This is a genomic window from Pseudoflavonifractor sp. An187 (genome assembly GCF_002160275.1).
Taxonomy (GTDB): Bacteria; Bacillota; Clostridia; order Oscillospirales; family Oscillospiraceae; genus Enterenecus; species Enterenecus faecium.
The window spans coordinates 1-23,871 of the sequence record NZ_NFKG01000025.1 but is presented as its reverse complement, the minus strand read 5'-3'; the positions used below and the strand labels follow the sequence as shown (position 1 = coordinate 23,871).

Sequence of the window (23,871 nt, the reverse complement as noted above, 5' to 3'; positions counted from 1 at the left end):
GAGGCTTGCCAAAGCCCCTTTCGTGAAATTTCATAAATTTGGTGTGGCACATGGAAGCAGTGTGTGCTATACTGTCCTTAGTGACTACTCTGGCGACGGGAGGTAAATCCCAATGAAGAAACGTGAACTCACCGTTCAGATTATGTTAGGCGGCCCCTCCAAGCGGATGGGGACGGACAAAGCCCTGGTGACCCTGGGGGGCAAAACCCTGTTGGATCGGGCGGTGGAGACCTGGAACCATTACGGCGCAGGAGTCCAGCTGTCTGTGGGCGCTCCGGAGCGGAAGGCTCTGGCCCCTGCTGGCACTTTGGCCGTGGCAGATATTTATCCTGACCGGGGCCCTCTGGCCGGACTCCATGCGGGTCTGCGGGCCTGTACCACCCGCTGGATGCTGCTGGTGGGCGTGAACTTCCCCTTCCTCACCCCGGCCCAGGCCGACACCCTGGTGGACGCCATCGGCGACGCCGATGCCTGTGTGTACACCATTGACGGAGTGCCTCAGCCCCTGTTTGGCGTGTACCGCAAGCGGTGCATGTCCTTTGCAGAGACCATGATGCTTAACGGCGATTACGACATCCGCAATCTGCTCAACTGGGCCAACACCGTGTACATCCCTCTGGAGGACACCGCCCCCTTCCGCAGCGTGGACACCCCCGCCGATTTGGAAGAGGCCGAAAACCTGATCTGAACCACCCCAAAAAGCGAAAAAGCCCCCCCTTCCCAAACTCTTTGGGAAGGGGGGGCTTGTACTTGAACAGCTTGTGGAAAACTTTGTGGAAGTTGTGGAAGCTGTGGAAATTGTCCCTATACCGCCCCTGCAAAATTGTGACCATGGGAGAGAGGACGGTATACCGTGCGGTACATGGTGAAGAAGCACAAAAAGCCGCAGACGAATTGAGAGACCGCTTCCGCCACAAACACGCCGTTCACCCCCCAGAAAAACGCCAGAAGCACGGTGAGGGGGGCGTTGATGACGGCTTTGCGGAGGATGGAGAAGAAAATGGACTTCTTGGCCTGGCCCAGCCCCACAAAAATGGACTGGCTGGAGATCATCAGCGCCATGAACACGAACATGGAGAAGTACACCCGCAGGGCAGGCACACCGGCCTGGAGCATGTCCGGGTTGTTGTTGAAGATGCGGATGAGCAGGCCGGGAATGGTCATGTTCAACAGCCAAATGAGGGCCGCATATCCCACCGTCACCCCCACGGCGAAGCGGATGCAGGCGCACACCCGGCGCTTCTCCCCTGCCCCGTAGTTGTACCCCAGCACCGGCTGGACGCCGCTGCTGAAGCCCTGAATGAGCATGAAGGTGACCTCTCGCAGGGAGTTGATGATGGTCATGACCCCCACGTACAAGTCGCCGCCGTAGATGTGCAGCACCTTGTTGCACACAATCTGCACCAGGGAGTTGGTGATGCTGGTGAAGAAGCCGGACAGCCCCAGGGTGATAATGCGCCGCAGGTGGTTCCACCGGGGGCGCAGGTGGCACAGATGCAGGGGAAGCAGCGATTTCTTCCCGGTGAGGAAGCTCAGCACCCACACCGCCGAGCAGGCCTGGGCGATGATGGTGGCGATGGCGGCTCCCTTGACTCCCAGGTTCAGCCCGTAGATGAGAATGGGGTCCAGCACCAGATTCACCACTGCACCCAGCATGACGGTGAGCATCCCCTTGTTGCCGAAGCCCTGGGAATTGATGAAGGGGTTCATACCCAGACCCACCGTGACAAAGGGGGTGCCCAGCAGGTAGATGAAACTATAGTCCTTGGCGTAGGGCAACGTGGCGTCACTGGCCCCGAAGGCCACCAGAATGGGGTCCAAAAAGGGGATGGTCACCAGAGGGATGGCAAACCCAAAGAACAACAGCAGGGACAGGGTGTTGCCCATGACGGCGCTGGCCAGCCCCTCCTCCCCTTTGCCCCGGTAGATGGAGCACAGGGGGCTGCCCCCCATGCCGCCCAGGTTGGCAAAGGCCAGCACGATGGAGATGAGGGGCAGGGTGAGGCCCATGCCGGTGAGGCTGGTGTGGCCCACCCCGGGGACGTGGCCGATATACATGCGGTCCACCAGGGAGTAGAGAATGTTCACCACCTGGGCCACCGTCATGGGCACGGCGATGGAGAGAATGTTCCGGGCCACAGAGCCCTGGGAAAAGTCGTTTTGTACGGGGGTCAAGACAGGTCCCTCCAGAGGAAAGTGTTAGTGCAGCAGGGTATTTTCCTGATCGGTGACGCTCAGGTTGTCCTCGTTGGAGAAGTACTCCTCCAGCATGGAGGCCGCCAGAGCCGCCAGATTGCCGCCGGCGGAGCCCTTCTCCGCCACCAGGCACAGGGCCACCTGGGGGTCGTCATAGGGGGCAAAGCAGACGAAGGTGGCGGTGGCGTCGCTGCCCGACACCTCGGCGGTACCGGTCTTACAGCCCACGGACACGGGCAGGTCGTCAAAGTACCGGGCCATGGAGGCGGTCTGGGACAGGTCGTACATGCCCTGTTTCACCGCTGCCAGGTCCTCGGGGTCAATGTCGATGGTGGAGGCCAGCTTGGGCTCATGCTCATACACCACTTGGGAGTAATCGCTGGACTTCACCTCTTTCAAAAGGTGGGTCTCGTAGCGGTTGCCCCCGTTGACCAGGGTGGCCACGTAGTTGGCCAGCTGGATGGGGGTGAACTGGTTGTCGCTCTGGCCGATGGCGGCAGACAGGGTCTGACCGGCGTACCACACGTCCCCCAGCTTCTCGGCGGTCTCCGGCCCGGCCACGGTGCCCTTGGACTCGGGCAGCTCGATGCCGGTGTACTGGCCCAGGCCGAAGGCGGTGGCGTAATCCACCAGCTTGTCAATGCCCAGGCGGCGGCCCAGGTCGTAGAAGAAGATGTTACAGGAGTCCTTGATGGCCTCGCTCACCGTCTCGCTGCCGTGGGACCCGCCGGTGCTGGTACGAATCCAGCACACGGGCTGATAGTCGGGATAATAGGTGTAAATGCCGGAGCAGTAGGTGGTGCTGGAGGGGGTGATAAGTCCCTCGGACAGGCCTCCCACGGCGGTGACCATCTTAAAGATGGAGCCGGGGGGATACACGCCCTGGGTGGCCCGGTTCAGCAGAGGCTTGGCGGGGTCGGTGAGCAGGTCGTTGTAGTCCTCCGAGTAGGTGGACAGGTCGTAGGTGGGATAGGAGGCCAGGGCCAGCACCCCGCCGCTCATGTCCACCATCACCGCCGCCGCACCCGCGGGGTCGGACAGCCCGGACACGAAGTCCCCCAGCAGCTGCTCGGTGTGGGCCTGGAGCTCGCTGTCCAGGGTGAGCACCACATGGTTGCCCGGCTGGGGCTCGGTCTGCCACTGCTGGCTCACCACCGCCCCGTTCTCGTCGGTCTCCAGCAGCCGGGTGCCGCTGGTGCCGTGGAGGTAGGACTCAAAGGCCAATTCCACCCCGTCCTTGCCCACATAGGCGTTCATGGGGTAGTTCAGGGCCTGGTAGGTGGGCCACTCCTCGGCGCTGATGAGGCCAATGCGGCCCAGCACATGGGCCGCCGCCTTGGTGTTGTACACCCGGTTGGTGGAGGTGACAATGGACACCCCGGGCAGGCCCAGCTCTTTCACCTGGGTGATGAAGGAGATGGACACGTCGGTGGCGAAGGTGTAGGTGTTGTAGGTGATCTGCTCCTGGCGCAGGGCCACCTCGTAGAGCACCCCCAGCAGTTGGCGCACCTGGGGGGTGAGCTCCTTGGTCTCCACCGAGAAGGTCTCACACATGGCCTCCATCAGCTCTTGGGCGGAAATTTGAGCGGTTTCGGCACGTTTCACCCACTTGTACTTCTCCGCCAGCTTGCCCAGCTGGGTGGGCAGAATCTCAAAGGTGCCGTCGTCGTTGTCCGCCCGATAGGCGAACAGGTTCTCGTCCTTGGTGTAGGTCCAGGGGGCCTCTTTGGAGATGGGCAGGGTGTCGGACCACTCCACCCCCTCTTTCTCACACAGCTCCAGCAGCTGGGAGATCACCTCATTGACGTGGTCGCCCATGGAGGCGGTGTCCAGTTCTACGGAGTAGCCCAGGGAGTTGGATACCAGCACCCGGCCGTATCGGTCCAGAATCTCTCCACGCACCCCGTCCACCGTCTCGGTCTGGGTGATGTTGTAGTTGGCGTTGGCCCTCCACTGGGCCCCGTCCACCACCTGCAACTGGTACAGGATGGAGAAGAAGCCCAGGAGGAGGCAGCCAAAAAAGACCATCAAAAGGGTGGAGCGCACCCGCAGCCGATGACCTTCGTCCTCGGTGTGGGTGTCTTTGTTGTTGGAGTTAAAGTCGATGAATCTACTCATGATAATTCCTTCCGTGTAGGAGACAAGAAGCCCTGGTCAAATCTTATTCGTGATAGATTCGACCGTAGTGGACGCAGCAGAAACGGTTCATTGCGTATACAGGGAACGCACACACCAGGGAGCACAGCCCTTCCCCTGCTGCCAGGGAGAGCAGCACCCCCAGGGGGGCGGAGGTGGAGGTGGCCACGGCCAGCAGCTGCACCGCCTCCCACACCACCAGCAGCACCACGCAGCAAATCACGTGGCCCCACAGGTCCTGACGCAGGACGTACTGGCCCAGCAGGCCGGACACCCAGCCCACAAAGGCCAGCAGGGCCACATAGCCCCAGCCGCCGTGGCCCAGGGTGGCCAGCAGCAGCCCGGAGGCCACCCCGAAGCCGGCCCCGAACTGGCCCCCCTCCAGACAGCCCGCCGCCACGGTGCACACCGGCAGCAGCAGGGGCACGGGGAGCGGGGTGAGGGGGAACACAAAGTAGTTGAATATGGCGCACAGCACCAAAGTGATGCCGTAGGCCAACAATTTTAAGATGAAATCCCGGCGGGTCAAAACGGCACCGTCCTTTCAGGAATGAAGAATGAATCGTGAATCATGAATAATTATAGTGTGCCGCCATGCGGCACGGATTTCAATAGAAGCACAGACCGGAGGACCTGCATTCTTCATTCTTCATTTTTCATTATTCATTCAAATAAGTTCTCCAAACAGCGCCCAGGTGGAACAATCGGTGATTTTTACGTCCACAAACTGACCGATGAGCCCCACGTCGCCGTTGAGGTGCACCAGGCGGCCGCCGGGGGTGCGGGCGTTCAAATTGTTCCGGGGGTCTTCGCTCTCCCCGTCCACCAGACAGTGCTGAATGGTACCGATATAGGCCTGGTGCTTTTCCAGGGAAATGCGGTTCTGAGCCTCCACCAGGCGGTTGAAGTTGGCGGACTTCTCCTCTTTACTCATGGGGTCCTCCATCTCGGCAGCGGGCGTGCCCTTCCGGGGGGAGTAGATGAAGGTGAACAGGGCGTCGTAGCGCACCTCCTCAATGAGGGACAGGGTGTCCTCAAACTCCGGGGTGGTCTCCCCGGGGAAGCCCACGATGACGTCGCTGGTGAGCACCACATTGGGAATCCGCTCCCGGAGCGCCTTCACCTTGTCCAGGTACTGCTCCCGGGTGTAGCGGCGGTTCATGGCACTCAGTACCCGGGTGTTGCCGGACTGGAAGGGCAGGTGGATGCAGGGGGCCACCTTCTCGCACTTGGCCATCACGTCAAAGAGCCGCTGGGTGGCGTCCTTGGGGTGGCTGGTCATGAAGCGGAGCAAAAACTCCCCTTCGATGGCGTTGGCCTGCTCCAGCAGGGTGGGAAAGTCCATGCCGGTGCCCAGGTCTTTGCCGTAGGAGTTCACGTTCTGGCCCAGCAGGGTGATGTCCTTGTACCCTTCCGCCACCAGCTGGCGAATCTCGTTGAGGATGATGTCCGGCTCTCGGCTGCGCTCCCGACCCCGGGTGTAGGGCACAATGCAGTAGGTGCAGAAGTTGTTGCAGCCATACATGATGGACACCCAGGCCTTGATCTTGCCGGAGCGGCGCACGGGCAGACCCTCGGCAATGGCCCCTTCGGCGGGTGCAGTCTCAAAGACCCGGCCCCGGCGCAGGTAGATGCGGCGCATAAACTCGGGGAAGCGCCACAGCACCTGGGGCCCAAACACCAGGTCCACGTGCTGGTAGGACTGGCGCAGACGCTCCACCACGTGGGGCTCCTGGGCCATGCAGCCGCACAGGCAGATGATCTGGTTGGGGTTGCGCCGCTTGCCGTGGACCAGGGCGCCCACGTTGCCGAACACCCGCTGCTCGGCGTGCTCTCGGATGGCGCAGGTGTTGATGAGGATGAGGTCGGCGTGGTCGCCGTCGTGGACAATCTCATAGCCCATCTCGCACAGCATGCCCCGCAGCAGCTCCGAGTCCGCCTCGTTTTGCTGGCACCCGTAGGTGTCCACAAAGGCGGTGGGAGCCTGGGCGTGCTGGGCGTTGATGGCCCGGATTTCCTGACAATATTCCCGCTGTTTTGCCACGTCCTGAGCGGGGATGACGGGGGTCGTTCTCTCCATGGGGAGTTCCTCCAGTATTCATAAGGTTATAACATATATGATACCAAGACGGCGAAGCCGACATGGTATCATGCCATGTTTGTTCGGTTGCCCCGTAAGGGGCGAGAAAAACGGCAAAATCAAAGTATAATAGCCGCAGCTGCGGCTATTATACCATGATAGTGATGGCAAAACAAGACGAACCGCACCCGGGGGATTCCCAGGTCTTGTGCGTTGACAGCCCCAGGGCAACGTGATAGAGTAGAGCAAATTGTTTGGAATCCCATCGGTTCCCCATAAGGAGACTTATTATGCTGCATACTGCCCAACGTCTGCGCCAGGCCCTGCTCCGCCGCTGTGGGGGAGCCCCTGTGGTGCTGCCGGTGGCCGTGGTGCTCCACGCCCTGGTGGTGGCCCTGGTGGACCAGGTGGTCGTCCACCAGAGCTTCGCCGTCCTCCCCTCCTGCCTCACCGCCGGATGGTTCTGGTGGACGGTGGGGCTCATGGCCCTCTTCACCGGCCTGCTCACCTTTTTCACCCGTACCATCCTGCCCGGGGCCATCCTCACCGCCGTGGCCCCCACCATCATGGTGTTTTCCAGCTACTTCAAGGCCCTCATCACCTCGGTACCGCTGACGGTGCAGGACTTCCTGCTCCTGGGCCAGCTGGGGGACATCACCCAGCTCAACGCCTCCTCCCTCCACTTCTCCCCCCTCAGCCTGGGGTGCATCCTCTTCTTGGTGCTGTGGCTGGTGGCGGTGTGCCTGCTGCTCTACCCCGTGCGCCTGGAGCGCAAGGCCAGCCTGTGGGCGGGAGCGGGCTGTGTGGCCGCTGTGGCCCTGGTGTACGGAGTGGCGGCCAATGCCCTCATCTTCACCCCCATGGGGGTGAGCACCGACCAGAAGCTGTCCCAGGCCACGGTGAACCGGGAGACCGGGGTGCTGTTGGGCCTGTGGCGGGGCGCCCTCAACCAGGTGCACATGGCCCTCAACGAGGGGGACACCTCCCCGGAGGAGCTGGAGCGGGCGGCCCAGAAGGCCGTGGAGCTGGCCAGCCAGGAGGAGGACACTAAGGTGGCCCAGCAGCCCAACGTCATCCTCATCCTCTCCGAATCCTTCTTCGACGTCACCCGCCTGCCCGGGGTCACTTTTGACGGAGACCCCCTGGAGACCTTCCATAACCTACAACAAGAAGGAGTATCTGGGACCTTTTATACTCGGAGTTTAGGATATGGCACCTGTAACATTGAGTTGGAGATCCTCACGGGGATGAACACCGGCCTGTTGTGGGGGGAGGACCTGTACAACATGGCCCCCCAGGTGTTCTCCCGTCTGCCCTCGGTGCCCTCGGTGCTGCGGGACAGCGGCTACTCCACCGAGATGGTGCACATGTATGACGACTCCATCTACAAGCGCACCCCCATGTTTGAGGCCATGGGCTTTGAGAAGACCTACTTCCAGGACGACTTTGCCGCCATTGACCCCCAGGCTGCCAACGAGGCCTACTTGGAGGGGCAGCGGGAGGGCAGCTTCTACTCGGACGCCTACCTGTCCAAGCTGCTCATGGACCTGTACGAGGACGGCAAGGGGGAGGGGCCCCAGTTCCTCTACGGGATTTCCATGGAGAACCACGCCCCCTATGACAAGGAGAAGTACGACGCCCAGGAGCTGACGGTGGCCTTCCAGTCCGACCTCAAGGGGCAGGCCCAAGAGATGTTCCAGGCGGTGGTGCAGGGTACCCACGACGCCAGCCAGGCCCTGGGGCAGCTCACCGACTACTTCCGGGACCAGGCCGAGCCCACGGTCATCGTGTTCTTCGGGGACCACCGACCCGGAGTGGGGCTTCTGGACGGGGGTACGGTGTACTCCAAGCTGGGGCTGTGCTCCTCGGATTACAGCCGCTGGTCCACCCGGGAGATGAAGGAGCTGTACTCCACCGACTATCTCATCTGGTCCAACGACCCGGCCTACCTGCCCAGCCAGCCCGGGGACAAGGTGGACCGGGGGTCCAACTACCTGGGGGTGGATTTGCTGAACCTGGCGGGGGTGGAGAAGCCGGTGTACTGGAAGCTGCTGCAAAACCTGTCCCACACCCGGCTCAACGACACCTGGGTATATAGTTTGGCCCAGGACGGCACCCTCACCTACAAGCACCCCACCACCGGGGGCGATGGGGAGAAGCTGGACCTGCTGAGTACCCTGCTGGACGACACCTTGTACGGGGACCAGGTGGCCACCCCTGTGCTGAGGGCGAGGAGTCAAATGAATAGTGATGAATGAAAAATGAAGAATGCAGGCCCTTGGATTGGCCAGACTCCCGGTGACCCGTTGTAGGGGAGGGGCTTGCCCCTCCCGAATCCCCCGGGGCAATACCAGGGTAACCACGGGCCGGGCAAGCCACGGCCCCTACCACAGCACCACAGGGGGTGAGTCCATGCTTCCGGCGGCGGGAACGCCGCTTCTCCATGGTAGGCCCGGACATGGAAACCACCTAGCTGTAGGGCCAGCTGCCCAGGGGGGCCTGGTATAGTGGCAGGAACAGGAGCCACAGCAAGGGTGACGGGCCGAACATAGGCTTGACGCAGTTTCTGCCTCGTACCCCAAGGGGGGTCCTTAGGGGGGAACGCCCTAAGCGGGTTTTGGTTTCTTTTGCCCGCTCAAAAGAAACCCCCAGCGGGTAGCGTCCCCACCAGGCTGGCAAGCCTGATACAGGGACCGTGGAATGCTCCATTCTTCTGTGATGGTTGATGCCAGGATGGGACAAATCCCGTCTTGACACCTGGGGAAAAACGTGATACAGTGGCTCCAATATGCGAAGACGGAGATAAGTACCCAGGTGTGGAAGGTTTGAAAGAGAGAGGATGGTCGGTGCAAATCCTCACCTTTGCCCTGTGGGAAGGCCCTCCTGAGCTGTGACCCCAACGGGAGACCCTAGTAGGCGTCACCGGCCCCCGCCGTTACCGGGTGAGAGTGCGCACAAACCCTGTGCGAATTCAGGTGGAACCACGGACATTTTGTTCGCCCTGAGCCGCTGGCTCAGGGCGTTTTTCTTTGGGTCAACACCGAACCCGTTACGCCTAACGGCTCAGACGGCACCTCGCGCCAAAATTTTCCGTGATATTTTGCAAAAATACTCGCCAATACACAAAGTATTGCCTGCGCTTTTTGCTGCATCTGACGAAAAATTTTCTGGTGCGATCTACCGCCTGAACGGATTCGATGCTGCCCCTTGAGCCAGCGAGATATGGAAGGTAAAAACGAAAAAAGGAGTGTCATACATGAAGAACACCGAGAAAACCATGGAGAAGATTGTCAACCTGTGTAAGGGACGCGGCTTCATCTTCTCCGGCTCTGAGATCTACGGCGGCCTGGCCAACACTTGGGACTACGGCCCCCTGGGCGTGGAGCTGAAGAACAACGTCAAGAAGGCCTGGTGGAAGAAGTTCGTCCAGGAGAACCCCTATAACGTGGGTCTGGACTGCGCCATCCTCATGAATCCCCAGGTTTGGGTGGCCTCCGGCCACGTGGGCGGCTTCTCCGACCCCCTCATGGACTGCAAGGAGTGCAAGGAGCGCTTCCGTGCCGACAAGGTCATTGAGGACTGGTGCCAGGAGAACCATTTTGAGCTGGGCAAGCCTGTGGACGCCATGAGCCAGGCTGAGATGAAGGCCTTTGTGGACGAGCACCAGATCCCCTGCCCCTCCTGCGGCAAGCACAACTGGACCGATATCCGTCAGTTCAACCTGATGTTCAAGACCTTCCAGGGTGTCACCGAGGACGCCAAGAACACCGTGTATCTGCGCCCCGAGACTGCCCAGGGCATCTTTGTCAACTTCCAGAACGTCCAGCGCACCACCCGCCGCAAGCTGCCCTTTGGTGTGTGCCAGATCGGCAAGTCCTTCCGCAACGAGATCACCCCCGGCAACTTCACCTTCCGCACCCGTGAGTTTGAGCAGATGGAGCTGGAGTTCTTCTGCACCCCCGGCACCGAGCTGGAGTGGTTTGCCTACTGGAAAGACTTCTGCCACAAGTGGCTGCTGGACCTGGGCGTGAAGGACGAGAATCTGCGCCTGCGTGACCATGACCCCGAGGAGCTCTCCCACTACTCCAACGCCACCACCGACTTCGAGTTTGTCTTCCCCTTCGGCTGGGGCGAGCTGTGGGGCGTGGCCAGCCGCACCAACTTCGACCTCACCGCCCACCAGAACACCTCCGGCAAGGACATGACCTACTTCGACCAGGAGAAGAACGAGCACTATATCCCCTACGTCATCGAGCCCTCTCTGGGCGCCGACCGTGTGACTCTGGCCTTCCTGGTGGACGCCTACGACGAGGAAGTGGTGGGTCAGGACAAAAACGGCAAGGACGACGTGCGCACCGTCCTGCGCCTCCACCCCGCTCTGGCCCCCTACAAGGTGGCTGTGCTGCCCCTGTCCAAGAAGCTGTCTGACAAGGGCCGTGAGATTCAGGCCGAGCTGTCCAAGTACTTCATGGTGGACTTCGACGATGCCGGCTCCATCGGCAAGCGCTACCGCCGCCAGGACGAGATCGGCACCCCCTACTGTGTCACCGTGGACTTCCAGACCGTGGGCAGCGACACCGAGGAGGCCGACCACGCCGTCACCATCCGGGACCGCGATACCATGGAGCAGGTGCGGGTGCCCATCGACCAGCTGAAGGCCTGGCTGGACGCCAAGCTGGCTTACTAAGACAGGCTATTTACTTGAAAAGACCGGGAGACGTTGGTGTCTCCTGGTCTTTCTTTTGGAAAAGCCTGTGCTTCTTCCCTGTGTGCGCCGGGGTGCAGCGCCCCTGCCAGGGACGCTCCGCTGGGGTCCATTTTGACTGGCCAAAATGGACGAAAAGCCACTTAGGGCGTTCCCCCCTAAGGACCTCCCTGGGGTACGAGGCTGGAACTGCGTCAAGCCTAGGTTCGGCCCGTCACCCTTGCTGTGACGCCTAGTTCTGCCACCACACCAGGCTATCCTGGCAGCTGGCCCTATGGCTGGGCAGTTTCCATGTCCGGGCCTACCCTGGCCAAGCGGCGTTCCCGCCGCCGGATGCCGGGCCGCCGATAGCTGGGAACAGCGGCTCTCCAGGGTAAGGCCCTGGCAATAGAAGTACACACCAGCAGAGAAGTGAATCCAAACCATAGAACGGCAAGCCATCTATGTGACCCCACCGGGCCAAGGGCTGAAAAGAGAAAGACGCAGGGACACCTAGTACCGCGGGGTGGATTCCACAAGGCGGGGGAAGGCCCCGCCTTTGGCGATTCTTTCCCCCATTTCTCATCGGGGAGAAATGGGGCATAAGCGGAGCGTCCCCGGCTGGGGCGCTGGTCTGCGCCTGAGACATTGCAGCGGGAAGGGTGACACAGAATCCTGTGCCAGATTTTTGTTACGACACAAAATCTTGTGCGACTCAAATTTTTGAAACTTTTTTGAAAAAAGGTGTTGACATTTCAGGACAAAGTGGGTATACTATCTCTTGCCCTGTTGGGTACGACTTACGGCGGCATAGCTCAGTTGGCTAGAGCATACGGTTCATACCCGTAGTGTCATGTGTTCGAATCACATTGCCGCTACCACCCGGAGAGGCGGCAATGGCCGCCCCTTCGGGACCCAACCTAGCGCCCGCTGTGGGCAACATGGCCCGTTGGTCAAGCGGTTAAGACACCGCCCTTTCACGGCGGTAACACGGGTTCGAGTCCCGTACGGGTCACCATATATGGAGGCTTAGCTCAGCCGGTAGAGCGCTTGCTTCACACGCAAGAGGTCACAGATTCGAGTTCTGTAGTCTCCACCACAAGAAAGGACATCCAATCGGATGTCCTTTCTTTTTTGCGTTCCAGCCACTCTCTTTCCTAAACTATCCACTCGGGGTCAGGCCACCTAGAAGTTATGGACGATGCCAGCACAATATGGTATACTTTCCAAAATAAATATCGTGGGGGAACATAACGTGCATGAGATTTTTTTAGGTGATGTGATCAAACGACGGCGGTTAGAGTTAGGAATGACACAGGAGCAGCTGTGTGAGGGGATCTGCGAACCGATCACCATATCCCGATTGGAAAACGGAAAGCAAACGCCATCTCGCAGCCGGATTAATGCGCTGCTGCAACGACTAGGGCTACCTGGAGAGCGATACTATGCTCTGGTGAGCAAAAATGAGGAAGAAGAAGCTCGGTTGAGAAGAGAGATCAACGATGATATCGTTCAATTCTATCAGAAAATTGGAGAGGAAAAGGTGCAGGTCTGGGAACAGGCGACAAGAGCCTTGGATGAACTGGAAGGGATCACAGACTCGGATGACACGCTTGCCAGGCAGTTTATACTGCGTAATCGTGCTCTGTTAGGAGAGCGTAGTGGGGCCTATCCCTACGAAAGGCAGTTAGAAATGTTGCTGGAGGCCATGCACCTGACCGCACCTCGGTTTGACCCGGAAGAAGTGGGACAGTTGAGGTATACTTGGGATGAGATTCAGCTTATCAACCAGATTGCCATGGTATATGCGCTGACGGGACAAAGAAAAACAGCAATTGGCTTGTACAGCCAATTGCTGAAATATTTGCAGAAGTATATGGAGAGCAAGAAGTATCTTTGCCTGGTAACTTTCAACTATGCCCGGGAGTTAGTTGTAGCCAAGCGATACGAAGATGCCATTGAAGTGGCGGAAATTGGCAGGAAGACATGCATCGATCGAGGGCATTATCAATTTTTGCCCGGCCTTCTGGCGATTAAGGCGGAGTGTGCGTATTTCTTGGGCGACCGAGCTTGCAGCAAGGAGCTATACTGCCAAGCACGCTACATATACAAAGCCATTGGTGATGAACATAACCTTAAAAAGCTCGAAATTGATGCCAGAGAACAGCTAGGAACGGAATTTTCCTTTTAATGTTCAGTAGGATGCGGATCAGGTACGTCTATGGGATTGGGTAAATCCCCTGGCACTGTATCATCTGGTTGTGTTGGTTCAACGGAAGATACGGGAGTGGGGCTTGGTTCAGTAGCCTGCGCATTCCGGGGAAGGACGATCCAGACCGAGAGGGTCAGAAGTAAGGTTGAGAGCAGTATCGTCGATTTTTTCATTCTATTCACCTGATTCTTTTGATTCTGTAGAACTGTTGTAGGAAGCTGTGGAGATAACGGGCTCCAATTCAAATACCTTGGTGAATTGTGCCTTGCGTTTAGATGTCAGATGGTGGCTGACCAAGATTAATGTGAGATTTGGGTTATTCAACAGGCTCTGCTCCACGATATCTGCATTTTTCTGGTCCAGTGCGCTGGTTCCTTCGTCTACCAGAAGAATGGACCGATCATGGATGAGGGCGCGGGCGATGGCGACCCGTTGCTTTTGGCCGCCGGAAAGGTTGCTCCCCTCCTCACCGACAGGGGTGTCCAGCCCCAGAGGCATATTTTTCAGGTCTCCATCCAAGGCACTTCCTTTGATGGCGCACTCAAGCTGCTGGTCGGTAAACTGTCCGCCCAGGGTGATGTTGTCCCGGATGGTGGTATTAAACAAAAATACGTTCTGCTCGATGTAGCTCATCTGACTTTGCAACTGTTGCGGAGTTACCTCCCGCACATCCAGGCCGTCAAAGCGAATGATGCCCTTGTACTCTGGAAGCCAGCCTAAAAGAAGCTTGAGTATGGTGGACTTGCCGCAGCCAGAGGGGCCCGTGAGTGCGTACTTGCCGCCCTTTTGGAAACAGAAACTTTGATCGTTCAAAATGGGCTTTCGTTCATCATAACTGAAGCTGATGTGCTCCAGCGTGATGTGCTCTCGCAGAGGCTCCAGTTGGGGGGCGGTGGCGGCCTTCTCCTCCCCGCCGTGGGTCACATTCTCAAAGTAGGGCTTTGCTGAAGCAAAGGACAGGCGGATTTCTGCAAGATTGCTCAGACCGTTGCTCACTGCACCGCATAGGTTGCCGCCACCCATAATGGCGGCCTGTAAAATAGCTCCCTGAATGGACAGAATGCCAATGAATACATTAACCAGCAGTTGGGTGGCAACGATAAAGAAACCCATTACGCTGTTGACATAGCTGGCGATGGTCTTTTGATGACAGGCGGGCTGTTCCATCTCCCGACTGGCATTGTCACATTGCCGGAGAAAGCGGTCAGACAGCCCAAAGAACCGGAGGACATCGAAGCCGCCTAACAGGTCCTTCAGTTTTCCAGTGGCGGCGGCCTGAGCATCGGCAGTCTTTTTGCCCAATTCTTCCAGCTTTTTCTCGAAGAGTTTGGGCAGGACCATGAGAATGACAAAACTGAACAGAGACGCTACCAGCAAAGACCAGTGGAGAGAGGCCAGGGCTATGATGGCCCACACCACTTGCGAGGCCAGACCTACGCCTTGAAAGAACGGCTCCCATGCTAGCGACTCCACCTTGTTGGTATAGTTGGTCATCCAGGCCAAATAGGTACCGTTATCCTGGGCGTGAAATTCCCCATAACTCTTGTGCAGCAGAGAGTGGGCTACATCGTGGCGGTATTGGTTGTTCATGGCCATCACAGCCTGGTACTGAACCTTGGTCTGGAGACTTCTGACCAGGAAATACAAGGTCCAGCCCAGCCCGGTGATACCAAGCCAGGTGAGGAAATACCGGATGTCCCGGTCAATAATTCCCTGAAACATCTGCATCATCAACAGGTTTAGGCTGACGTGAATGCCATAGGTAATGACCTGTAAAAAGGCTGCAAGGCTGTTAATTCTCCAGAATTTTTTGAGATAATATGTCATAGTGATCTCCTTTGGCATTCTGTCGCTGTTTTTTGATACGTGTGGATCATTGATAGGCACAAATATAGTTGCAATTGGAAGCTCCATAGAGAACGGTATTCCTCTTGCAGCTCAAATTGAGACAACTGAGTGCCTGGGCGCAAGATACACATTCTGTTTTAATGGGATATGAACTCCACAGACGATTCATGGTCTCGTCCAAGACGATGCCCTTTTGGGCATCAACATATCCAAGCTGATTTTTGGGGTGATCTAGCGCAACCGTGCACTTTTCAATTCTTCCAGATGCCCGAAAAACCATACTATGAGGGAAGCTTGCATAACAGATCTGAGAAAAAGGCTCCTCCGTGTGATTTGCATGGCGCATGCCAATGGCTTCAAGATAGCGAATATGTTTCGCTATCGTGTCTCCGAGTCCATGATAGGATGAAAGATCCAGCTTTTTTACCGATTCTCCGCCCCAATCATCGATCGGATGCACCAGAATGGAGAAACGGCTGTCCGCTCTTTTGTTAGTGCAACACAAAGCTGTACTTTGTGTCGCTGAAGAAATCATATAATTTTTTCCCCCAATGCACCATATCGTTTCATGTTAATTTCTAGTATCTCATAACGATGACTCCAATAGCTTGAGGCTTGGAAAATCCACATTTCTAGAGAGGAAATTTCTCTTCCCACTACAAGGTCGCTGACCCAAATGCGAAAGCCGTGGGTTTCTCTGCTTTACCCGTGCGACTCTCCGCACAGCATTTCTTTCTGTAAATAAATGCTGAATGAGTAAAATGGTCATCCCTTGACTTTTATGGCCATTATGGCTATCATGTAAGAAGCAAAGGAACAGACAGCCACAAGATGGTCTGTCGCAACGGTGAAGCACGGTGTCGGTCCAGTTTCGGTGCAGTGTGGAGTTTTATGAGGGGTTGTGCAACAACCACAGACTGGATAGCCGAAAGGCGAAAGAAAATGCTAAAAGGACTCTGCGTGTGGGAACACAGGCAGAGTCCTTTTAAACTCGGATGGGAGGTCCCTATGAAATTCTCTTCCCTTTGGCGCAAACACGCGGTAATCGTCCTGTTGCTGGCGGTGATTGCCCTGGTGGCCTGCTTCTACCAGACCCAAAAGGTGGGTTTCCACGAGGACGAGGTGTACACCATCGCCTCCGCCGTCAACCCCGGCAACGGCCTGCTCACCGCCTACGAGGACAACCTTATGCCGGAACACGGCACCCCCGTGTGGAAAACCTCCCAAGAAGTGCGGGATTTTGTCACCTTCACCCCGGACAACTACTTCAACCACATGAAATTTTTACCGGAAATGATGCTCTACGACCACTCCCTTATTCTCAACACCACCCGGGGGGAGTTGGAGGCGTTGGCGGAGGACCCGATGCTGGAACGGGAGGGGCGTCTGGTGGTGTCTTTGCCTGTCTATCTGGACCATTCCGCCCTGTTGGAGCAAATTTCCCAATCCACCGGGTTCCATCAGGTCACCACCCTGTGTACCAGCCCCGACGGCCCCCGGGACCGGGAGGTTAAGGCAAATTTGTACCTGGTTTCCCGCTGAAGTCCCATTTTTTCCACGCAGTTGCCTCCAAACGGAGACGGCTGCGTGTTTTTTGTAAAATTCAATTCCAATTCCTTCCTCGCTTATCGGCATTTTTCCGAAGTTGGTTCAGCGCTTTTGCCAAAAAATGTCCCAAATGTTTTGTGCTGTTTGTCAATTGTAAATTGTATAGGCCAGTGGGATAATCTAGAGTGAAAATTTTCCACACAAACGTGGAATGTCTATTCAGTAAAAATTCCGACACCGGAAAGGGGTGGAGCGTCGCAGCAAACATCTTGTCATCCCAGCGCCTCTATACTATGAAGAGAAAGGACGGAAAACACCCATGCGAAATCGCAACAAACGAGTGGTATCCACTGGTTTGGCCCTGAGCATGCTGCTGAGTATGATTCCCCTTCATACCATGGCAGCCGAGCCGGGGAACACCCAGGCTGGGTACAAGGACCCCTGGAACGCCTCCGCCTCCACCCCCGTGCTGGAGAAGAAAGACGCCATCACCTCTCCCACCTTTACTTATAAGGAGTGGACCGGTGAGGACGGCAACGAGGACGTGTTTGCAGTCAACCGGGAGGAGGCCAGCATGTTCGCCACCTCCAGCGTCATCTACGACAGCGTGGATGCCGCTCTGGACAGCGCCATCAACTTCAACAAGGAGGCCTCCGGCTACGTGCAGTACCTCACCGGTAAGAACGATGCCGACTGGTCCCTGCGCGTGGTGAAGAACGACACCATCGCCAAGGAGAGCTACGCCAACTTCTACGAGACCGACTACACCCCCGATGACTCCTGGAGCAGCGGGCTCCAGCTGCCCGCCAGCTGGACCTATTGGGGTCTGGACTATCCCATCTACACCAATACCCAGGTGCCCTGGCAGGAGGACAACACCAGCAGCGACACCGCTCCTCTGGCCCCTGTCAACTACAACCCCGTGGGTATGTACCGCAAGACCTTTACCCTGGATGAGGGCCTGTCCACTCTGAAAGAGATGAACGGCCGCATCTACCTGAACTTCCAGGGCGTGGAGGCTGCCTACTATGTGTACCTCAACGGCCACGCCGTGGGTTACAGCGAGGACACCTACGCCCCCCACAGCTTCGACATCACCGACTACCTGGTGGACGGTGAGAACCTGCTGGCTGTGGAAGTACATAAGTTCTGCGACGGCACTTGGTTCGAGCTGCAGGACATGTTCAAGGACGGCGGCATCTTCCGTGACGTGTACGTCTACGGTGCCCCTCAGGTGCACCTCAACGACTACTTCGTCACCACCGACCTGGACGAGACCTATGAGAACGCCAACCTGGATTTGAGCGTCACCGTGGAGAACGAGTCCGCCCAGGCCGCCTCCGGCTACAAGGTGGACGTGCGTGTGTACAACGAGGACGGCTCCATGTTCGTCAACGGCATGACCGCCGAGGTGCCCACCATTGATGCGGGCTCCAGCCAGACCGTGGACCTGTCCAAGTACGTGCAGGACCCCGAGCTGTGGAGCGCGGAGCACCCCAACCTGTATTACCTGGTGGTGAGCCTCTACAAGGACGGCGGCGCCTACCTGGGCTCCATGTCCCAGCAGCTGGGCTTCCGTGAGATCGAGTTCACCCGCACTGAGGTGGATGGGAGCGGCAACCGCACCACGCAGGACAGCGAGTACAAGCCCATCACCATCAACGGTCAGCCTCTGGTGTTCCGCGGCACCAACCGCCACGACACCGACCCCGTGTACGGCAAGGCCGTGAGCAAGGAAGTTATGGAGAAGGACGTTGAGCTGATGAAGCAGTACAACCTCAACGCCATCCGTACCTCTCACTACTCCAACGACGACTATCTGTACTATCTGTGCAACAAGTACGGCCTGTACATGATGGCCGAGACCAACCTGGAGTCCCACCAGCTGATGAACAACGAGGGCAAGCAGGTGCTCTTCAAGGAGCTGGCTATGGACCGCACGGTCACCACCTTCAACCGTTTGAAGAACGTCAGCGCCATCGTGTCCTGGTCCACCGGCAACGAGAACTACTACAAGAGCAACGCCAACTATGCCGACTACATGTTCTATGATCTGATCTGGTACTTCAAGGACAACGATCCCACCCGTCCGGTGCACTCCGAGAGCTCCAACAAGGCCAACGGCACCGACATGGGCTCCAACATGTATCCCTCCGTGTCCACCATCCAGGGTGAGGCCCGCAACAACATGCCCTACGTGATGTGCGAGTACGACCACGCCATGGGCAACGCCGTGGGCAGCATCAAGGAGTACTGGGACGCCATCCGTTCCGGCGACAACATGCTGGGCGGCTTCATCTGGGACTGGGTGGACCAGGCCCGTGTGGTGCAGTATCCCACCAGCTATGAGCTGGCCGACTATCCCGGCAGCGTGGCCGGCGCCCAGAGCGTCAACAAGGAGCCCGGCGAGGGCGCTTTGTCCGACACCAGCCTGGTCAACGGCTATGTGGGCTTTGAGGACACCGACGGGGCCTACAACGCCGCTCTGTCCGGCGACCGCAAGGCCTTCACCGTGGAAGTGATTCTCAAGCCCACCGAGTTCAAGGCCAACGAGGTCTTCGCCGCCAAGGGCGACAAGCAGTTCGCTCTGAAGCTCAACGGCGACAACAACCTGGAGTTCTTCGTCTACAACGGCAGCTGGAACTCCCTGGTGGTGGAGCAGTCCAAGCTGGGCGACGACTTTTTGAACAACTGGCACCAGCTGGTTGCCACCTATGACAACGGCACCATGAAGGTGTACCTGGACGGCCAGGAGATCGGCTCCAAGTCCGGCCCCACCTCCATCTCCTCCTCCGGCGCCCTGCTGAGCCTGGGCTACCAGAGCGATTACAGCGGCCGTCAGTTCGCCGGTGAGATCTCCATGGGCCGCTTCTACAACGTGGCTCTGACCCAGGACGAGATCCGTGCCCAGAACTCCGCCACTCCTGCCATCGGCAAGGACGACGAGCGCGTCCTGCTGTGGGCTGAGATGAGCAGCATCCAGGAGAAGGAAGACGGCACCTACAACTACTATGCTCAGGATTATGCCTACTACAACGAGGAAATCTATGGTGACGCCCTGGACGGCAAGTTCTTCGGCTACGGCGGCGACACCGGCGACTGGCGCAACAACTCCGGCAACTTCTGCCAGAACGGTCTGGTCACTCCCGACCGTGTGGCTCAGCCCGAGCTGGAGGAAGTGAAGTACCAGTATCAGAGCCTGTGGTTCACCGCCTCTGAGGCCGATCTGATGAGCGGCCAGGTGCAGGTGAAGAACGAGAACGGCTTCACCAACCTCAACGAGTACCATGTGGTGTGGCAGCTGATGGAGAACGGCACCGTCATCGGCGAGGGCACCGTCAACGCCGATGTGGCTCCCCAGACCACTCAGACCATCACCATCCCCTATGCTCAGTACATGCCCAAGGAGACCAAGGACGGCGCTGAGTACTACCTGAACATCTCCGTGCAGCTCAAGAGCGACACCCTGTGGGCCACTGCTGGCCACGAGGTTGCCCATGAGCAGTTCCAGGTGCCTGCCAACGTACAGCAGGTGGCCCTGACTCCCTCCGCCAACGAAGTGGTGGTGGACGACTCCGCTGAGGACGTCATCGCCATCACCGGTGAGGGCTTCTCCTTCAACATCGACAAGGCCAGCGGCGCCATCTCCAACTATGAGTACAACGGCGAGACCCTGCTGACCCAGGGCCCTGTCCCCAACTTCTGGCGCGCTCCTGTCAACAACGACAACGGCAACTTCGACTGGGCCTGGCAGAATGCTGGCAAGGACGCCCAGGTCTCCGGTGACATCCAGGTCATCCAGGCCAATGGCTTCACCTCCATCGCCTTCACCCAGACCTTCCCCAACATGAACGGCCTGTCTCAGACCGTGGTCTACACCGTGGACGGCTCCGGTGCTGTCACTCTGGACCTCACCGTGGACGCCACCAAGACCAGCACCAGCCGCAGCCGCTTCATGCGCATCGGCACCACCATGGTCCTGCCTGAGGGCTATGAGAACGTCAGCTGGTACGGCAACGGCCCCGTGGAGGCCATGTGGGACCGTGAGTCCTTCGCCCGTGTGGGTGAGTACTCCTCCACCGTCAACGAGCTGTTCTTCCCCTACCTGGACACCGAGGACACCGGCACCCTGACTGGGGTGAAGTGGTTCACCGTCACCAATGACCAGAGCAACTACGCCATGGCCATTGCCGCCCAGGACACTGTGGAGGCTCAGGCTCTGCACTTCACCGCCGACGACCTGACTCAGGCCCGTCACCCCTATGAGCTGACCTACGAAAATGAGACCTACCTGTCCATCAACTACCGTTCCCAGGGCACTGGTAACGCCAGCTGCGGTCCCGACGTGCTGGGTCAGTACACTCTGCCCACCTCCAAGACCTACAGCTACTCCTACACCATGGTGCCCTACACCGTGAAGGACGCCGACCTGTATGACGTCACCGCTCCCTTCCGCACCGCTTCCGTGGTGGATCAGGACTCCGCCGTCAAGGAGCTGAAGGAGGCCATCGAGTCCCTGGTGGTCACCTCTGTGGACCAGGAGGCCGAGGTCAACAAGCTGGTCAACTCCTACAACGGACTGTCTGACGCCCTCAAGGAGCAACTGGCTGACGCCAAGGCTCACCTGGACGAGCAGGTCGAGATCCTGGAGACCATGAAGGCCGATCCCTACTACCACGCTGTGGTGTCCGATCAGAGCGCCAATGGCTTTGATGTGGACGTCACCGAGAAGTATGACACCGTGTCCATGGGTATGGATGCCGAGCAGGGCACCTACATGAGCGGTCACTTCCTGGTGGACAACGAGGGCGCCAAGGAGGCCATGAACGAGGTCATCGGCGGCTCCAACAGCTTCACCATGGAGGCCGTCATCCGTCCCAACGTCTATGACACCTCCGGTTCCTCCTTCAACATGATTATGGGTAAGGGCGACAGCTCCGCTGCCTTCCGTATCTCCGGCGGCAACCTGTACTTCTTTACCTACAACGGCTCCAACTGGATGCCCACTCCTCCCGACGGAGAGGCCTCCAACTTCCCCATGAACAACGAGCTGGTGCAGCAGTGGCTGCGTGTGGCTGCTGTGTATGACGGCAGCAACGGCGGCACCATCAGCGTCTACCTCAACGGCGAGCTGTCCAGCACCCGCAGCAACGTGGGTGAGGTCCAGCCCTCCGACCTGTACCTGGGCATCGGTATGTGCCCCGACACCGGCCGTACTTCCATGAGCGACTTCAGCTCCGTGCGTCTGTACTCCAGCGCTCTGGACACCGAGGCCCTGAAGGCCGACGACGAGACCAACCTGGCCCGTGAGGACGTGGCCCTGTGGTATGACTTCGGCAAGCTGACCTACACCACCACCACCGAGGTGGAAGTGGTGGAGGACCTGCCCGCCTACACCTACCTGGGTGAGAAGCCCACCCTGCCCGACGCCATCTCCGTGTCCGTCAACGGCGGCGAGCCCTTCGACATGAACGTGACCTGGAACCTGGACAACCTGAACCTGGACCAGGTGGGCACCTATGAGATTTCCGGCTCCCTGGCCAATGGCCAGACTGTGAAGCACACCATGGCTGTGGTGCCCGACGACGTGGTCTACTTCGTGGACTCCGGCGCCACCAGCTTCACCTCTCTGGGTCAGATTCTGGTGGACGCCAACCAGGACACCATCCGCAATGCTGACGCCGACGTGGCCTACACCGCCGAGAACGGCTGGGGCTACCTCAACGGCGAGAACACCGGCACCGACAACGGCAACACCGGTTCCGCTTACGACACCCTGCGCCACATGACCAAGGAGGCCACCGGCAAGTCCCTGAGCTATCAGTTCGACGGCCTGAAGGCTGGCACCTACAACGTGTATGTGGGCTATCAGGATCCCTGGACCCAGTGGAGCACCACCCGTCCCACCACCATCACCCTCAACCAGGGCGAGACCAACCTGGCCACCCTCAACGGCGTGGAGCTGTGCACCGCCACTCCTGCCTATGTGACCATGGAGAACGTGGAAGTGGCTGCGGATGGCACCGTCACCCTGACCCTGGCCCCCGAGAAGACCGGCGACTCCAACTATGACGTGCTGGTCAGCTACATCCTCATCACCGCCGTGGGCGGCGAGGAGCCCGAGCCTACTCCCGAACCCACTCCCGAGCCCACTCCTGAGCCCACCCCCGAGCCCAGCGATGTGAACAAGGAGTTGCTGGAGAAGACCATCGCCTATGCCGAGACCCTGTCCACCGAGGGCGTCACCGACACCGCCAAGGCCGCCTTCGAGAAGGCCCTCGCCGAGGCCAAGGATGTGATGGCCGACAAGGAGGCTACCCAGGACGAGGTCAACGCCGCTTGGGACAACCTGCTGGAGGGCATCTGGGGTCTGGGCCTGACGCAGGGCGACAAGACCATGCTGAACCTGGTCATCGACCGTGCCGAGGCCATGATGGACGAGGCCGACAAGTATGTGGAGACCAACTGGCAGCAGCTGGTGGACGCTCTGAAGGCTGCCCAGGACGTGGCCGGTGACGGCGACGCCATGCAGGAGGACGTGGACAGCGCCACCGAGGCTCTGCTCAATGCCATCCTGGCCCAGCGCTTCAAGGCGGACAAGTCCATCCTGGAAGACCTCATCGGCAAGGCCGAGGGCATCGACCTCACCGGTTACACCGCCGAGTCCGTGGCCACCTTCCGCACCGCTCTGGCTGCCGCTCAGGACGTGATGGCCAACGCCGCTCTGTCCGAGGACGATCAGAAGGTTGTGGACGACGCTGTGGCCGCTCTCCAGAGCGCCATGGACGGCCTCACCGCCGGTGGCGCTCCCGAGACCACCGACAAGCCTGAGGTCACGGATAAGCCCGAGAGCACCGATCAGCCTCAGGCCACCGAGAAGCCCGCTGAGAAGCCTGCTCAGACTGGCGACTCCGCTCAGCTGATGCTGTATGTGGCCGCTCTGGCCGCCGCTGTGATGGCCCTTGGTGCCGTCACCGTGGTGCGCAAGCGCCGCAGCTAAGGCGAATAAAGCCCTAGGCAGACAGCCGAAATAAGACAAGAGCCCGGAGGAAGCACCTGTGATATGCTCCCTCTATGAGAGACAGTGAAATAAAACACTGTCAATCATGGAGGGAGCATTGTCATGCCAAGGAAGCAAAAGTTAGGTGTAGAAGAAAAGATCAAGAT

The 23,871-nt window shown here is 58.7% G+C and carries 13 protein-coding genes, 3 tRNA genes and 1 other annotated feature; of the genes, 10 read left to right on the top strand and 6 right to left on the bottom strand.

Features of this window, described 5'->3' with window-relative positions:
* The first annotated feature begins 112 nt into the window (after nt 1–112).
* Nucleotides 113–688: a molybdenum cofactor guanylyltransferase gene (locus B5F22_RS09580; RefSeq protein WP_087392385.1), complete on the top strand. Its 576-nt coding sequence runs from the start codon at nt 113–115 to the stop codon at nt 686–688.
* Nucleotides 689–804: 116 nt separating this feature from the next.
* On the opposite strand, the gene B5F22_RS09575 is transcribed toward B5F22_RS09580, so the two are convergent.
* The 4 genes from B5F22_RS09575 to miaB form a co-directional block, all read right to left on the bottom strand.
* Entirely contained in the window at nt 805–2,175 is a 1,371-nt protein-coding gene (locus B5F22_RS09575) for an MATE family efflux transporter (protein WP_242955102.1), read from the bottom strand.
* A 24-nt stretch (nt 2,176–2,199) separates the two neighbouring features.
* Nucleotides 2,200–4,314, bottom strand: a complete 2,115-nt coding sequence (locus tag B5F22_RS09570; RefSeq protein ID WP_087392384.1) for a penicillin-binding transpeptidase domain-containing protein — start codon at nt 4,312–4,314, stop codon at nt 2,200–2,202.
* A 43-nt stretch (nt 4,315–4,357) separates the two neighbouring features.
* On the bottom strand, nt 4,358–4,861 hold the full coding sequence (locus tag B5F22_RS09565) for a hypothetical protein (RefSeq protein ID WP_087392383.1): 504 nt from the start codon (nt 4,859–4,861) through the stop codon (nt 4,358–4,360).
* Nucleotides 4,862–4,999: 138 nt separating this feature from the next.
* Nucleotides 5,000–6,412: a tRNA (N6-isopentenyl adenosine(37)-C2)-methylthiotransferase MiaB gene (gene miaB / locus B5F22_RS09560; RefSeq protein WP_087392382.1), complete on the bottom strand. Its 1,413-nt coding sequence runs from the start codon at nt 6,410–6,412 to the stop codon at nt 5,000–5,002.
* Between the two features lie 290 nt (nt 6,413–6,702).
* Between miaB and B5F22_RS09555 the strand changes: the two genes are divergently transcribed.
* The 7 genes from B5F22_RS09555 to B5F22_RS09530 all read left to right on the top strand — a co-directional run bounded on the left by B5F22_RS09555 (nt 6,703) and on the right by B5F22_RS09530 (nt 13,287).
* Nucleotides 6,703–8,670, top strand: coding sequence for an LTA synthase family protein (locus B5F22_RS09555; RefSeq protein WP_087392381.1), 1,968 nt, complete (start codon nt 6,703–6,705; stop codon nt 8,668–8,670).
* Between the two features lie 526 nt (nt 8,671–9,196).
* Nucleotides 9,197–9,419, top strand: a binding site (T-box leader).
* The gene (locus tag B5F22_RS12065; protein WP_143482229.1) at nt 9,405–9,623 is read left to right on the top strand and encodes a hypothetical protein; all 219 of its coding nucleotides are present in this window, start codon (nt 9,405–9,407) and stop codon (nt 9,621–9,623) included. Its footprint overlaps the feature before it by 15 nt.
* Nucleotides 9,624–9,668: 45 nt before the next feature.
* Entirely contained in the window at nt 9,669–11,099 is a 1,431-nt protein-coding gene (locus B5F22_RS09550) for a glycine--tRNA ligase (protein ID WP_087392380.1), read from the top strand.
* Between the two features lie 801 nt (nt 11,100–11,900).
* Nucleotides 11,901–11,977 (top strand) — tRNA-Met (locus B5F22_RS09545).
* A 62-nt stretch (nt 11,978–12,039) separates the two neighbouring features.
* Nucleotides 12,040–12,114 (top strand) — tRNA-Glu (locus B5F22_RS09540).
* Nucleotides 12,115–12,119: 5 nt separating this feature from the next.
* A tRNA-Val gene (locus tag B5F22_RS09535) sits at nt 12,120–12,195 on the top strand.
* 102 nt (nt 12,196–12,297) lie between these two features.
* Nucleotides 12,298–13,287, top strand: coding sequence for a helix-turn-helix domain-containing protein (locus B5F22_RS09530; RefSeq protein WP_087232998.1), 990 nt, complete (start codon nt 12,298–12,300; stop codon nt 13,285–13,287).
* A gap of 195 nt (nt 13,288–13,482) precedes the next feature.
* On the opposite strand, the gene B5F22_RS09525 is transcribed toward B5F22_RS09530, so the two are convergent.
* Nucleotides 13,483–15,135 (bottom strand): ABC transporter ATP-binding protein, encoded by a 1,653-nt coding sequence (locus B5F22_RS09525; RefSeq protein WP_087233000.1) that lies wholly within the window; start codon nt 15,133–15,135, stop codon nt 13,483–13,485.
* 46 nt (nt 15,136–15,181) lie between these two features.
* Complete coding sequence (locus B5F22_RS12060; protein WP_143482228.1) at nt 15,182–15,691, bottom strand: hypothetical protein; 510 nt, start codon at nt 15,689–15,691, stop codon at nt 15,182–15,184.
* 473 nt (nt 15,692–16,164) lie between these two features.
* Here B5F22_RS12060 and B5F22_RS09520 point away from each other — a divergent pair, with 473 nt between their 5' ends.
* On the top strand, nt 16,165–16,698 hold the full coding sequence (locus B5F22_RS09520) for a hypothetical protein (RefSeq protein ID WP_087392379.1): 534 nt from the start codon (nt 16,165–16,167) through the stop codon (nt 16,696–16,698).
* Nucleotides 16,699–17,023: 325 nt separating this feature from the next.
* Nucleotides 17,024–23,704, top strand: a complete 6,681-nt coding sequence (locus B5F22_RS09515; protein ID WP_087392378.1) for a glycoside hydrolase family 2 TIM barrel-domain containing protein — start codon at nt 17,024–17,026, stop codon at nt 23,702–23,704.
* Nucleotides 23,705–23,871: the final 167 nt, after the last annotated feature.

Bases quoted from the DNA above. Each gene is read 5' to 3' on its own strand.
- B5F22_RS09580 (WP_087392385.1), top strand. From the start codon at position 113: ATGAAGAAACGTGAACTCACCGTTCAGATTATGTTAGGCGGCCCCTCC.
- B5F22_RS09570 (WP_087392384.1), bottom strand. From the start codon at position 4,314: ATGAGTAGATTCATCGACTTTAACTCCAACAACAAAGACACCCACACC.
- miaB (WP_087392382.1), bottom strand. From the start codon at position 6,412: ATGGAGAGAACGACCCCCGTCATCCCCGCTCAGGACGTGGCAAAACAG.
- B5F22_RS09555 (WP_087392381.1), top strand. From the start codon at position 6,703: ATGCTGCATACTGCCCAACGTCTGCGCCAGGCCCTGCTCCGCCGCTGT.
- B5F22_RS09550 (WP_087392380.1), top strand. From the start codon at position 9,669: ATGAAGAACACCGAGAAAACCATGGAGAAGATTGTCAACCTGTGTAAG.
- B5F22_RS09530 (WP_087232998.1), top strand. From the start codon at position 12,298: ATGCCAGCACAATATGGTATACTTTCCAAAATAAATATCGTGGGGGAA.
- B5F22_RS09525 (WP_087233000.1), bottom strand. From the start codon at position 15,135: ATGACATATTATCTCAAAAAATTCTGGAGAATTAACAGCCTTGCAGCC.
- B5F22_RS12060 (WP_143482228.1), bottom strand. From the start codon at position 15,691: ATGATTTCTTCAGCGACACAAAGTACAGCTTTGTGTTGCACTAACAAA.
- B5F22_RS09520 (WP_087392379.1), top strand. From the start codon at position 16,165: ATGAAATTCTCTTCCCTTTGGCGCAAACACGCGGTAATCGTCCTGTTG.
- B5F22_RS09515 (WP_087392378.1), top strand. From the start codon at position 17,024: ATGCGAAATCGCAACAAACGAGTGGTATCCACTGGTTTGGCCCTGAGC.